Source organism: Microbulbifer weihaiensis, assembly GCF_048323715.1.
Lineage (GTDB): Bacteria > Pseudomonadota > Gammaproteobacteria > Pseudomonadales > Cellvibrionaceae > Microbulbifer.
Genome location: NZ_JBLWFL010000005.1, coordinates 270,234 through 283,595 on the forward strand (window position 1 = coordinate 270,234; position 13,362 = coordinate 283,595).

Annotated in this window: 14 protein-coding genes; 5 read left to right on the forward strand and 9 right to left on the reverse strand. The window is 56.0% G+C overall.

Going from position 1 to position 13,362, the window contains the following annotated elements:
- Window positions 1-42: 42 nt before the first annotated feature.
- The 3 genes from ACNKU7_RS07445 to ACNKU7_RS07455 are packed head-to-tail and all read left to right on the forward strand — an operon-like array spanning window position 43 to window position 1,648.
- Window positions 43-423 carry a YraN family protein gene (locus tag ACNKU7_RS07445; protein WP_418296342.1) on the forward strand — a complete coding sequence of 127 codons (381 nt, stop codon included), beginning with the start codon at window positions 43-45 and terminating at the stop codon, window positions 421-423.
- A gap of 28 nt (window positions 424-451) precedes the next feature.
- Window positions 452-1,045: an SIS domain-containing protein gene (locus ACNKU7_RS07450; RefSeq protein ID WP_418296343.1), complete on the forward strand. Its 594-nt coding sequence runs from the start codon at window positions 452-454 to the stop codon at window positions 1,043-1,045.
- A gap of 3 nt (window positions 1,046-1,048) precedes the next feature.
- Window positions 1,049-1,648: a BON domain-containing protein gene (locus ACNKU7_RS07455; protein ID WP_418296344.1), complete on the forward strand. Its 600-nt coding sequence runs from the start codon at window positions 1,049-1,051 to the stop codon at window positions 1,646-1,648.
- A gap of 106 nt (window positions 1,649-1,754) precedes the next feature.
- Here the strand turns inward: ACNKU7_RS07455 and ACNKU7_RS07460 are convergent, their stop codons facing one another.
- A complete protein-coding gene (locus ACNKU7_RS07460) occupies window positions 1,755-2,933 on the reverse strand; it encodes a thiolase family protein (RefSeq protein ID WP_418296482.1) in 1,179 nt (392 codons plus the stop codon).
- A gap of 236 nt (window positions 2,934-3,169) precedes the next feature.
- Here ACNKU7_RS07460 and ACNKU7_RS07465 point away from each other — a divergent pair, with 236 nt between their 5' ends.
- Together ACNKU7_RS07465 and ACNKU7_RS07470 are read left to right on the forward strand one after the other, a co-directional pair.
- Window positions 3,170-3,766: a LemA family protein gene (locus ACNKU7_RS07465; RefSeq protein WP_418296483.1), complete on the forward strand. Its 597-nt coding sequence runs from the start codon at window positions 3,170-3,172 to the stop codon at window positions 3,764-3,766.
- Between the two features lie 11 nt (window positions 3,767-3,777).
- Window positions 3,778-5,742, forward strand: a complete 1,965-nt coding sequence (locus tag ACNKU7_RS07470; RefSeq protein ID WP_418296345.1) for a M48 family metallopeptidase — start codon at window positions 3,778-3,780, stop codon at window positions 5,740-5,742.
- Between the two features lie 127 nt (window positions 5,743-5,869).
- Here ACNKU7_RS07470 and ACNKU7_RS07475 read toward each other — a convergent pair whose 3' ends face one another.
- The 8 genes from ACNKU7_RS07475 to zapE form a co-directional block, all read right to left on the reverse strand.
- Complete coding sequence (locus ACNKU7_RS07475; protein WP_418296346.1) at window positions 5,870-6,484, reverse strand: Yip1 family protein; 615 nt, start codon at window positions 6,482-6,484, stop codon at window positions 5,870-5,872.
- Window positions 6,485-6,669: 185 nt separating this feature from the next.
- Window positions 6,670-7,062 carry a ClpXP protease specificity-enhancing factor gene (locus tag ACNKU7_RS07480; RefSeq protein ID WP_418296484.1) on the reverse strand — a complete coding sequence of 131 codons (393 nt, stop codon included), beginning with the start codon at window positions 7,060-7,062 and terminating at the stop codon, window positions 6,670-6,672.
- Window positions 7,063-7,085: 23 nt separating this feature from the next.
- A complete protein-coding gene (locus ACNKU7_RS07485) occupies window positions 7,086-7,715 on the reverse strand; it encodes a glutathione S-transferase N-terminal domain-containing protein (RefSeq protein ID WP_226665798.1) in 630 nt (209 codons plus the stop codon).
- Window positions 7,716-7,843: 128 nt separating this feature from the next.
- Complete coding sequence (locus ACNKU7_RS07490) at window positions 7,844-10,045, reverse strand: ubiquinol-cytochrome c reductase (RefSeq protein ID WP_418296347.1); 2,202 nt, start codon at window positions 10,043-10,045, stop codon at window positions 7,844-7,846.
- Window positions 10,042-10,641, reverse strand: coding sequence for a ubiquinol-cytochrome c reductase iron-sulfur subunit (petA, locus tag ACNKU7_RS07495; protein ID WP_418296348.1), 600 nt, complete (start codon window positions 10,639-10,641; stop codon window positions 10,042-10,044). The genes ACNKU7_RS07490 and petA overlap by 4 nt, the downstream gene beginning before the upstream one ends.
- Window positions 10,642-11,139: 498 nt before the next feature.
- Complete coding sequence (gene rpsI, locus ACNKU7_RS07500; protein ID WP_418296349.1) at window positions 11,140-11,532, reverse strand: 30S ribosomal protein S9; 393 nt, start codon at window positions 11,530-11,532, stop codon at window positions 11,140-11,142.
- Between the two features lie 15 nt (window positions 11,533-11,547).
- The gene (gene rplM, locus ACNKU7_RS07505) at window positions 11,548-11,976 is read right to left on the reverse strand and encodes a 50S ribosomal protein L13 (RefSeq protein WP_226665811.1); all 429 of its coding nucleotides are present in this window, start codon (window positions 11,974-11,976) and stop codon (window positions 11,548-11,550) included.
- A 130-nt stretch (window positions 11,977-12,106) separates the two neighbouring features.
- The gene (gene zapE, locus ACNKU7_RS07510) at window positions 12,107-13,225 is read right to left on the reverse strand and encodes a cell division protein ZapE (protein WP_418296350.1); all 1,119 of its coding nucleotides are present in this window, start codon (window positions 13,223-13,225) and stop codon (window positions 12,107-12,109) included.
- Window positions 13,226-13,362 lie beyond the last annotated feature (137 nt).

Sequence of the window (13,362 nt, forward strand, 5' to 3'; positions counted from 1 at the left end):
TCAACCGCTACCGTTTAACCCGCTCCATAGAAAAGGAATTTTATGGACACGCAGGCCGTTGGCTCCCAAATGGAGGAAGCCGCTGCGCATTTTTTGCGCGCAGCGGGACTAAAAATTATCGAGCGCAATTTTTCAAGCCGGTATGGTGAAATAGACCTGATTGCGAAAGATGGCGACGTTCTGGTGTTTGTTGAAGTGCGCTTTCGCCGCAATAATCGCTTTGGCGGCGCCGGTGTTACCGTAGACTGGCGTAAACAGAGTAAACTCCGGGCCACCGCCAGCAACTACCTGCAGTACCGAAGATTGGATTGCCCATGCCGGTTTGACGTTGTTGCCATCGAATACACAGGCCAACACTCCACCCCCATGCAGGGGGCAGCCCCCCTGCACATTGAATGGATCAAGAATGCGTTTGGACAGTAGCCACAGCCAGAAGGACAGCACTAACTAGATGGAACAGAGAGTCGTAACCCTCTTTCACCATAGTATCGAAGCCACAATGAACGCTGGTGAACTTCTGGCCCCTTTGATTGCCGAAGCCAGCGAGATGATCGTGCATACGCTGTTGGCGGAAAACAAACTACTAATCTGCGGGAACGGCCTGAGCGGCGCGCTAGCGCAAAGCTTTTGTGCACACCTGCTCGGGGGATTTGAACGGGAACGCCCAGGACTCCCCGCCATCGCACTGAATGGCGACGCCATTACAACCAGCACGGTTGCACGTAACCATGGCCGCGCGGAGTCCTATGCCCGCCAGATTCGCGCGCTTGGCCAGCCCGGTGACCTTTTGGTAATCATCAGCCCCGACGGCAGGGACTCAAACCTGGTTCAGGCCATTCGCGCAGCCCATGACCGCGATATGGGCGTACTCGCCCTGACCGGCGGCGATGGCGACAGTGATTGCACGGCCCTGCTTGATATTCACGATATTGAGCTGAGTGTTCCCTCGGATGTTGCCGCTGAGGTGCACCAGGTACACCTGCTCACCATTTTCTGCCTGTGCGACCTGATCGACAGCAGTCTTTTTGGCGGATACGAGGAATAAACCATGCGAAGCAAAATCGCCTTAAATACAGGAAAAACGCTTAAACTTTTTCTCGCCAGTTGCACCATCGCCCTGCTCGGTGGCTGCGCAACCGTTCTCGATGCCACGCACGATGGCCCCATTCAACCGGATCCGGGCGAGCGCACATTCGGCACCTACATCGATGATCAACAGCTTGAAACCATCACCAAGGTCAACATTGGCAAAGCCCACCCCGCCCTTAAAGCGGCCAATATTGATGTAACCAGTTTCAATGGCGTGATCCTGTTGACCGGCCAGGTGCCGGACAACGAATTGCGCAACCTGGCCGGACGCACCGCGCAACAGGCGCACTCCGTGCGCCAGGTGTATAACGAGATCCAGGTTCGCGGAACCACCTCGGTGCTCGCGCGCACCAGTGATACCTGGCTGACAGCCAAAGTAAAAGGCGTTCTGCTTGCCGACAAGGAAATCGACAGTAGCCGCATCAAGATCATCACCGAAAACGGTGTGGTCTACCTGATGGGCCTGCTTACCCGCCAGGAAGCTGAAAATGCAGCGGAAGTCGCCCGTACCGTTGGCGGTGTACAGAAAGTGGTCAAGGCCGTTGAATATATCGACTGAGGTAACCCGGCAATAGCCAAGAGTAATACCCCAATAAAAACGGAGGCTTAGCCTCCGTTTTTATTGGGCCGCCATAACAGCGGCCATTCGCTCGTGCCGGCCAGTATCAGGGGCGCTCGATCGCCACCGCGGTCGCTTCACCGCCACCAATACACAGACTCGCCACACCTTTCTTCAGGTTGCGATTTTCCAGCGCCGCCAGCAGGGTTACGATCACGCGCGCACCACTTGCACCCAGCGGATGCCCCAGCGCACAAGCGCCACCATTCACGTTCACTTTGTTATGGGGCAGCGCCAGATCGCGCATCGCAGCCATCGTGACCACCGCGAAGGCTTCGTTAATTTCAAACAGATCGACATCGTCTGCCGCCCAACCGGCATTTTCCAGAACCTTCTTCATTGCTCCAACTGGCGCAGTGGTAAACCACTCCGGCTCGTGGGCATGCTGAGTCTGCGCGCGCAGGGTAGCGAGCACTTTCAAACCACGGGCTTCAGCTTCGCTTGCCAGCATCAGTACCAGCGCCGCAGCGCCATCAGAAATAGAGCTTGCGTTCGCCGCGGTAACGGTTCCGTCTTTGCGAAATGCTGGTTTCAACTGCGGGATCTTGTCCGGACGGGCGCTACCCGGCGCTTCGTCCACAGAAACCTCAACGTCCCCTTTTCGGCTGCTCACGGTTACCGGCGCGATTTCCCGCGCGAAAGCACCACTTTCAATCGCAGCATTGGCGCGAGCCAGAGACTCCAGAGCAAATGCATCCTGCTCTTCGCGGGTAAATCCGTACTTGTCTGCCGTACTCTCGGCAAAATTGCCCATGAGCTGGCCGTCATAGGCATTTTCAAGGCCATCGGTAAACATGTGATCCTGCACCTGGCCATGCCCCAGGCGCATGCCTGAGCGCGCTTTAGGCAGCAGGTATGGGGCATTACTCATGCTCTCCATGCCGCCCGCGACAATTACTTTGGCATCGCCGGCAAGCAGAGCGTTGCGGGCCATCATCACGGTCTTCATCCCTGAACCGCACACTTTATTTACCGTTGTGGTCGGTACGCTCTCCGGAATACCTGCGCCAAGTGCCGCCTGGCGAGCCGGGGCCTGGCCAACACCAGCCGGCAGCACGCACCCCATCAACACTTCATCGACATCGGCAGCTCCCACTCCCGCATCCGCCAGAGCCGCTCGTATCGCCACTGCGCCCAGTTCCGGGGCGCTCATTGCGGACAGCGAGCCCTGCATAGCACCCATAGGCGTACGCGAAAAACCAACGATGACCACCGGGTCAGATATTTTATTAGTCATAGGATTACTCCGAATTCTGCTCTTTGCCGCAGCCTGACTGCCTGGCGGCTTCTCATCATCATTACGGCTGCGGATTATACCCGAACGGGGATTGGCAGCGCCTATCCGCCTTTAGGCGTACAGGAGCGCTCCACACTCGCCGCAGCCGGCGCCCGTGATAGTATCCCATGCGACCATCCATTTTCACTGCCCCATTTTTTTACCGTTCCATCGAGGCCCTGGGTATGGACATGACTACGATTGCCTGGCTCGTCGCTTTAGCCGCGTTATTTTTCTATGTAATCAGCATTTACAACCGACTGGTGACACTCAAGCATCGCTACGAAAATGCTTTCGCGCAAATCGAAGTACAGCTGAAACGCCGATATGACCTGATTCCGAACCTGGTCGAAACGGCAAAAGGATATCTGAAACACGAACGGGAAACCCTGGAAGCGGTTATCAATGCACGCAACGCTGCCATCGCAGGTTTGAAAGCAGCGGCCAATAATCCGGGCTCAGCCGCTGCAATTGCGAAGCTGGGTGATGCCGAAGGTGCTTTGGGTAGCGCACTCGGAAAGCTGAATATCGTGGTGGAAGCCTATCCCGAGCTCAAGAGTAACCAGAACATTCAGCAATTGACCGAAGCACTGACCACCACAGAAAACAAAGTCGCCTTCGCCCGCCAGGCGTTCAACGACGCCGTAATGACCTACAACATTTTCAGGCAGAGCTTTCCCCCCGTATTGTTCGCAGGCTTCTTTGGGCACCGGGAGAACGGCAAGTTACTGGAATTTGCGGACTCCGAGGCATTTCAGGCGGCACCGCGCATTGAGTTCTGAAAGGATTTGTCATGAACTTTTTCGAATATCAGAGTAAAGCCCGCAGAAACACAGCCCTGCTGGTAACTCTGTTTGGCACTGCTGTTTTGGGCCTGATCGCCATCACAACACTTTTTACTACAGCGGTCCTCAGGCTATCCAGAGGAGAGTCGCTCACTTTTGACACTGGCGGGTTGCTCATTGGCTGGGAGACCGTCGCAGGAATCGCGACTTTTATCAGTGCAGTAATTGCCATCGCCACCCTGTACAAGAGGCACCAGCTCGCCGACGGCGGACGCGCCGTCGCTGAATCACTGGGCGGTCGAAAAATAAATACGACCCCGAGGGACGCCAGTGAACAGCGCGCCCTGAATGTAGTGGAAGAAATGGCGATTGCCTCGGGCACCCCAGTACCCGATGTCTATGTATTGGATGACCCGTCTATCAATGCGTTTGCCGCCGGTTACCAATCCACTGATGCCGTCATTGGACTCACCCGGGGGAGCATAGAACAATTGAGCCGCGACGAGCTGCAGGGTGTCATCGCCCACGAGTTCAGCCATATATTCAACGGTGATATGCGCCTGAACATCCGACTCGTCGGGCTTCTTCACGGAATACTGATTATCGGCCTCGCCGGCCAGTGGTTGATCAACGGAGCCAGCTGGTCCGGCGGGAGAAGACGCCGCGGATTTCCCATCACCGCATTGATCGGCGCCGGCCTGATAGTAATCGGCTATACAGGAACCTTGTTTGGCAACTTGATCAAGTCGGCTGTCAGCAGGCAGCGGGAGTACCTGGCTGATGCCTCAGCCGTGCAGTACACCCGCAATAGTCACGGGCTTGCCAGCGCGCTGAAAAAAATTGCCGGCTACGGGGCCGGTACCAGAATTTCCGCCGGCCGGGCTGCGGAGTTCAGCCATATGTTTTTTGCCAATGGCGTGGGGCCATCACTTGCAGCAATGCTCTCTACACACCCCCCGATCCGCCAGCGCATTCTGCGTATTGACCCCGCCTGGCGCGACGAGCGGCATTCTGATCCGGCCGCTGCAGCCCACATGAAAACGAAGCTGGAAGCAGGAGCCACGCAAGATCACAGGGTTATCAGCGCCCATTCGCAAGCTGTTGTCACAGCCGGATCCGTGAAGTGTGAAGCATTGATCGATGTGATCGACAACCGCATTGGCAACCCCACCGGTTCTGAATGCGCGTTGGGACAGCAACTCCTTGCCAAAACCCCTTCAGCGCTGCGTGACGCAGCCCACGACCCGTTTTCTGCCCGGGCTATTGTGTATGCCCTGCTTATGCATCCCGAACAGCGGGCAACGCAGATGCGCTTGCTTGAGCAGATCGCACACCCGGCCGTTATGCGGGCGCTGCGCCAGTACTTGCCGGCTATCGAGAAAATGGATGAGGCCTGCCGGTTGCCACTGCTCGACCTCTGCGTCCCCGCACTGAAGGAGCTGGCCCCACAGCAATATCAGGTGTTCAAGCGCAACCTGATCAAACTGTTGCGCAGCGATGCACGCGTGGACATTTGGGAATGGGCCCTGTATCGCGTATTGATACATGCGCTGGAAAGCAGGCCGGATCGACAGCGCCTCAGTAGTGCGCCGAACGCCACCAGTGATGCGAGCCGGTATCTGATCGCCGCCATGGCACACACGAGCAATGGCGAGTACCTCCCAGCCAAGCGCGCCTATGACCGGGGACTAAAAGCGCTTGAGCTGGCCATCACGCCGCTTCCTGCCAAAAGCGACATTCTCCTGCAGAGGCTGGACAAGGCACTTGCGATAGCCAAAACCCTGGCCCCGCTGAAGAAGCCGGTACTACTGAAAGCCATGGCAATCACCCTCGCGCACGACAATGACATCTCGCCGCGGGCGCTGGAACTCCTGCGCGCCGTTGCGGATAGCCTGGATTGCCCGATGCCACCGATGATTCCGCCCGGGCTTGGCCACCGGCAAACGACTGGGGAAATGGCGCTCAACCTCTGAGTGAGCCAAACCGATCCATCGCCCATGAAAAAGCCCGCGACTGCGCGGGCTGTTTTCGCTGTACTGCTTTGGGATCCTGGCTTCAGAGCATCGGAACAGCGGCTCCGCCACTCACAGAGCCCGGCAATCAACTCTGATAGACCGGGCCTATACCCATGGTCCAGATGATCACCGAACACACCAGCATCGTGACCACCATCACCAGGCCTACCGTCAATACCGCACCAGCATAGAGAAAGGCCCTCTCCTTGCTCATGTTCATGAGAATGGGAATCCCCTCGTAGATAAGGTAGACCGTATAAGCCCCCGCCAACCCCATAACCGTCACCACCAGCCAAAGGTGTGGGTAGAGCAATACGATGCCAGCAAGGAGAACCGGCGTGGTCACGAAGACCGCGAGCGCCGTCCCCTCATAATGCCGGGTCGGTTCATCGCCCTCCACACCGTAAGCCTTGGCCATCCAGTTAATGAACTCCCCTAGCAGGTAGATACCGGTCAGCAGCGCAATATAGGTGACTACGGCCAGTGCTGCAGCACTGCCCGGCGTGAGTCTGGCGGTGTGCCCACCCAGAGTAAAACCGAATACCGTAACGCCAATGTACCCCGCTACGCAGGGAATCAGGGCAAGAATGGGTACATGGCTGAAAAAAACCTGCAGAAAGGAGTGCTTGTCAGACCGAATGGCCTGCCACTCTTTATCCGGGTTGGTAAATATTCCGATGGTGTGGCTCAATAATTTCACACAGCTCCCTCCAAAGTACGGCTTGCTTGCAGTATCGGAAGGCTCAGGGGAATTCACCAATGAAGAACAGGATTAAGGCGTCAGTTTTTACCTGATCACGGCATTGCTTGGGTGTAAGAGGGAAACGGTGTGGGATACACAGGAGAAAGATCAAGGGAGGAGGTCTCCTCCCTCAATCGACAGGATTACTTGACCACGCGCAAAGACGGCTTCTTGGAAGGCTTTTTCAATGTGGTCGGAGGTGTCGGTTCCGGGGGTTCGGGGGTATCCTCCGGCTCGAAGACCATACCCTGCCCGTTTTCCCGGGCATAAATCCCCACAACCGCGCCAACCGGTACCTGGATGTCGGTCGGCACACCTCCAAAACGGGCGCTGAAACGGATTGCATAGTTATCCATTGTCAGCCCCGCCACCGCGGACTCAGACACATTGAGAACAATCTGCCCATCCTCATTTACATGCTGTTGCGGCACCAGCACTCCCGGAAGGTGCGTGTCCACCAGTAAATAAGGCGTACATTTGTTGTCCGTAATCCATTCATAAAATGCCCGCAGCAGATACGGGCGATTGGATGTCATCGGTGGCTTGTTCAATCAGCACCTCAGGAGCGCATTTCGCGCTCGTACTCGGTCAGGCTCTGCTGGAAAGCTTCGCGCGCGAAGAGTCGATCCATGTAGTCCAACAGTGGCTTGGCTTGTTTAGTCTTCGGCAGAGCAATTTCCAGTTGCTCCAGACGCCACAGCAGCGGGGCCATACAGCAATCAACGAGGGAAAACTCCTCGTTAAAGAAGTAAGGCAGATCGGTAAACATTGGTGCGATACCTACGAGGCTATCACGCAGCTCTTTGCGAGCCGCCGCCGCATCTTTGCCTCCAGCCAGGATCTTATCCACAAGCGGGCACCAGTCTCGCTCGATACGGTACATGATCTGGCGACTCTGTGCACGGGCCACCGGATAAACCGGCAACAACGGCGGGTGGGGGAACCGCTCATCAAGGTATTCCATCATTACCTTGGTTTCAAACAAAACAAGTTCACGGTCGACCAGGGTAGGCAATGAGTTGTAGGGGTTGAGATCCGCCAACTCGGCAGGCTTGTCATCCGGATCGACGTCGATGATATCGACGGAAACACCTTTTTCTGCGAGCACAATGCGCACGCGGTGGCTGAAATGGCAACGACCATCTGAAAAGAAGGTCATAGAGGAGCGCTTGTTGGTCGGCACACCCATTGTGTAACTACCTCGATCTACTGTACCGGCACGATTGCCGGCCATCATTCAAAAATAGAAAACGGGCGGTAGAGCTTGGCCCGGTATGCCCGGCAGCCCACCACCCGATTTACTGGTTCTACTGTCGCTTAGTGATGAATGCCTTTCCAGTACTCGCGATTCAGCAACCAGGCGAAGATGAAGAACACCAGAATGAACGCCAGCACGTAGAAACCGATACGCTTACGGGTTTCTGCCATCGGCTCGGCGATGTACTCCATGAAGTTCACCAGATCAAAAACCGCCTGGTCATACTCCACATCAGTCATGGAGCCCTTCACTTTATTCACCTGCAGGCTTCCGCAGTTGGCATCCATGATCGGATTGCCCAGCTCGTCGCGCACCACGTGCCCATGATCACGCTTCGGGCCCGGAGCACACTCAGGCAAGCCCTGAAGTTCCATCAGCACATGCGGCATGCCCACATTCGGGAACACCTTGTTGTTGACACCGGTCGGGCGGCTTTCGTCTTTGTAGAAGCTACGCAGATAAGTGTACAACCACTCTGGAGAGCGAGCCCGGGCAACAAGTGTCAGATCCGGCGGGGTAGCGCCGAACCAGACCTTGGAATCCTCGGGTTTCATCGAAATTTCCATCAAGTCGCCGATTTTGTCATCACCCAGTACCAGGTTCTGCAACATCAGCTCGTTGGGAATCTCCAGATCCGTGGCAACCCTCTCCCAGCGGGAGAAATTGGCACTGTGGCAACCCATACAGTAGTTGACGAAATATTTCGCACCACGCTGCAGGGAAGGCTTGTCGTTCAGATCGATATTAATGTGATCCAGCTCGACGCCGCTCTCGGCGCCAACTGCCTTGATCGGCACGAAAGCCATCAGGAAGACTGCGATAAAGCCACCAACCAGCAGACCAAACGCCTTGCCGCCAGAGGGCGTAGTCACACGCTTGGGCTCTGGGTGAACCACGTCACGACTGGTCAGCCAGGGCAGAGCCGCAAAGAATGCAGTGAACAGCAGGGACAGCCCAGTCACGAACAGGCTCGCTTTCCAGTTCACGGCAGCCATCCACAGGAACAGCAGCGCGAACACACCGCTCACGATCCAGGACGCGACACCCTTGCGGGACGTCGGGTTGGACCAGATTGGCATGGTCAAAAAGAACGCGAAGTAGAACAGGGTAGCAACCTGCGCCAGGAAGTTACGTCCTGGAGTCGGCGACTTCACACCCAGGTAGCCCAGAACAATGAACACCGCTGCAAATACCAGCAACAGCACTTTCGGCAGCCAGCCCTTGTAACGAATGGATCTCACCGGGCTCTTGTCGAGCCAGGGCAGGACAAACAGAACCGCAATTGCCGCGCCCATGGCAACAAGACCAAGGAACTTCGCAGTCAGCGGACCTATATCCATGGTCACCGCACGCAGAACAGCATAGAACGGCGTGAAGTACCAAACGGGCGCAATATGCTCGGGCGTTTTCAACGGGTTAGCTTCTTCAAAGTTTGCATATTCGAGGAAGAAACCGCCCATTTCCGGGAAGAAGAACACCACCGCACAGAAGGCGAACAGGAAAACTGCCACGCCCACGAGATCGTGAACTGTGTAGTAAGGGTGGAACGGTACACCATCCAGCGGAATGCCGTTTTCGTCCTTGTTTTTCTTGATCTCGATGCCATCCGGGTTGTTGGAACCCACTTCGTGCAGCGCCAGGATATGCAGAACAACCAGAAGCACCAGCACCAGCGGCAGGGCAATCACATGCAAGGAGAAGAAGCGGGTCAGAGTAATACCAGAAATCAGGTAGTCACCGCGAATCCACTGCACCAGATCTTCACCGATACCGGGAATAGCACCGAACAGGGACACGATTACCTGCGCACCCCAGTAGGACATCTGGCCCCACGGCAGCACGTAACCCATGAAGGCTTCCGCCATCAGCACGAGGTAAATGCACATCCCGAAGATCCACACCAGCTCGCGCGGCGGCTTGTAAGAGCCGTACATCAGACCGCGGAACATGTGCAGGTAAACCACCACAAAGAAGGCCGATGCACCGGTGGAATGCAGGTAGCGAATCAACCAGCCCCAATCCACATCGCGCATGATGTATTCAACAGAGGCGAAAGCGCCATCTGCGGACGGGTTGAAGCTCATGACCAGCCAGATGCCGGTCAGCAGCTGGTTCGCCAGTACCAGCATCGACAGGACGCCGAAGAAGTACCAGACGTTGAAGTTCTTGGGCGCGTAGTACTTGCCCATGTGGGTATCCCACGCCCGATATATCGGCAGGCGCTGATCAACCCAGTCTCCCAATGCGGTTAGCCAGTTCATGCGCTGCCCTCCTGATCAACACCGATTACGATTATGTCGTCACCTTCATAGGAGTAAGGCGGCACATCGAGATTGGTCGGCGCCGGTACGCCTTTGTAGACGCGGCCAGCCATATCGTATTTTGAACCGTGGCAGGGGCAGAAGAAGCCACCCATCCACTCATCACCACCCAGATCGGCAGCACCTACTTCCGGACGGAACATGGGTGCGCAGCCCAGGTGCGTACACAGGCCTACGAGCACCAGAAGCTGGGGCTTGATTGCGCGGTTTTCCGCGTCAACGTACTCCGGCTGCTTGGACTCCGCCGACTTAGGATCGCGCAGGAAAGGGTCAACCTTGACAAGGTTTTCCAGGGCTTCCTGGGTGCGTCGCACCACGTAAACCGGCTTGCCACGCCACTCAACAGTGACCATCTGGCCCGGCTCAAGCTTACTGATGTTGTATTTTACTGGTGCGCCAGCGGCCTTAGCCTTGGCACTCGGATTCCAGGAGGCGACAAAAGGTACCGCTATCCCGACTGCGCCTGCACCACCCACCACGGAGGTGGCTGCGGTCAGAAACCGGCGACGCCCTACATTTACACCGTCATCACTCATGACGTAGTTCTCCCATCACAGCATCCCCCGGTAAAACCGGGACCAGCTGGCCCAAACCCAAAGAAAACTGGTGATATTCTGCCGCTAAGCCTCAGCAATTGTGTCGCGCCGCCATTTAGGGGCAAACGTGCGCAGCATTGCAAAAAGTGAAACTTGCCCTAAAACCGGTCACAAACCGGAAACAAAGCAAAGCAAACACCGTGGCTGAACCTGACAACAACCACAGACTATAGACTTAAAACAGAAACTCCCCGACATCTGCCCCGCTCGCTTGACCATAGAACAATGCGGCCAAACCCCAAGTGCAAGCGGATAGAAATTCGCGCAATGTTAAAGAAAATGCCAATTTGATACAAGGCGGAACCCCGAGGGAACGCCAGGCAACCCGACGAGCGCCCCAACTATACAGGCAAACTCGCGCCTTCCCCTTTCAACTTGCACAGACAGACAAAAAAAAGCCCGGCATGAAGCCGGGCAAGAAAAAAGGTATAAAACCGATTAACGCTTGGAGAATTGCGGCTTCTTACGCGCCTTGCGCAGACCGACTTTCTTCCGCTCAACGGCACGCGCATCGCGAGTCACGTAACCAGCTGCACGCAGCGGCTGACGCAGGGACTCGTCATACTGCATCAGGGCGCGGGTCAGGCCGTGACGGATAGCACCCGCCTGACCAAAAGAACCACCACCCTTAACGGTGACGTTGATGTCAAATTTTTCAGTCATATCGACCAGTTCCAGCGGCTGACGCACGATCATGCGAGCCACTTCGCGGCCGAAGTATTCGTCCAGAGTGCGACCGTTAACGCTGATGTTACCTTCACCCTGCTGAATAAATACACGAGCAGTGGAGGTCTTGCGGCGGCCGGTACCGTAATATTGAGTAGTTGCCATGAGAATGCTTTCCGTTTAGATCGACAGTTCAATCGGCTGCTGAGCCGCGTGAGGATGCTCGCTACCTTTATACACCTTCAGTTTCTTGAACATGGCGCGACCCAGAGGGCCTTTCGGAAGCATGCCTTTCACTGCACTTTGAATGGTGCGCTCGGGCGCCTTGTCGATCAGCTTCTCAAAGCTGATGGATTTCAGACCACCAGGATAGCCAGAGTGGCTGTGGTAGATTTTGGCTTTAGCCTTGTTGCCGGTCACGCGAACCTTCTCGGCATTGATCACAACGATGTAATCGCCGGTGTCCACGTGGGGCGTATATTCAGGCTTGTGCTTGCCACGCAGGCGGTGAGCAATCTCGGCAGAAATGCGACCGAGAGTCTTGTCCGCAGCGTCAACAATGTACCAGTCGCGAGTTACCGCTTCCGGCTTGGCACTGTAAGTCTTCATGTTATAAAACACCTGTATATGACCCATTCATGGGCCGTCCCACAAAAGAGCGCGAATACTACATAAGCGCCCAGCGCTTTTCAAGCGCAAAACCGCACAATATCTGACCAACCGGATCCGGATAATTACCTTATTCCGGACGATGGCCCCGGGCCAGATATTCCCGGGACTGCATTTCCTGCAGGCGACTCTTGGTTCGCTCAAACTCGAACCTCAAGTGGCGCCCGGCATAGAGGGTATCCAGGGGCTCCGCAGCAGAAATAACCAATTTGACGCAACGGTCATAAAACTCATCCACCAGATTGATGAATCGGCGCGCCTGACTTTCCGCGCGCTCATCAAACTGCGGCACATTGGCCAACAGCACGGTATGGAACTCGCGGGCAAGCTCGATGTAGTCGTTCTGCGAACGGGGCCCATCACACAGCTCCCTGAACTCGAACCAGGCTACGTCATCCGCCACTTTCGCTGCCAGGATGCTGCGCCCCTCGATATCCAGGGGTACCTGCTCACGCACCTCACTCCCCTCAACGATGAGGGCATCAAAGCTGCGCGCAAGACTGATGTTCGCACCTGCATCCAGCGGACAGTGGTAGAGCTCGGCCATTTCCAGGGCTCGCAACCGGTAATCCACGCCACTGTCCACATTGACTACCTTAGTATGCTCTTTGAGCTGGTCGATCGCCGGGAGAAAACGGGCTCGCTGCAAACCATCCCGGTACAAACCGTCCGGGACAATGTTTGATGTGGCAACAAGCGTCACCCCGCGCTCAAATAGCGCCTGCAACAGACTCCCCAGAATCATGGCATCTGTAATATCTGAAACGAAGAACTCATCAAAACACAGTACGCGCGCCCGGCCGGCAATCTGATCAGCCACTTTATCCAGTGGGTTTTTCTCCCCCGCGAGCGCCTTTAACTGCTGATGGACTTCGCGCATAAAGCGGTGGAAGTGTGTGCGCATTTTTTGCTCAAACGGCAGCGACTCAAAAAATGCATCCATCAGATAGGTTTTGCCGCGACCTACCCCACCCCAGAAATACAACCCCTTTTCTGGCTTAGGCGCCGCACCAAAAAGGGAGCGCAATCCGCCCAACCACCCTTTCGGGCCGCCGGATTGCAACAATCGAATATAAAGATCCTGCAATTCTTCCACAGCCAAACGCTGCGCCGCGTCGGCAATAAAGTCCGGACGCTTCAGGTCCCGTTCATAGCGTTGTCGTGGAGAAAGTGGAATTTCCTGCTGCATGGCTGCGCCTGTAAAACTACCCTATATGGCATCGCTGGCGTCGTGTCGGCACTAACGCGAACATTGCCGCCCCCAAAGGCGCGCACTTTAGCAAATCCGTCACGATTTGACATAAAAGTCGAACACGGCGCTGCGTC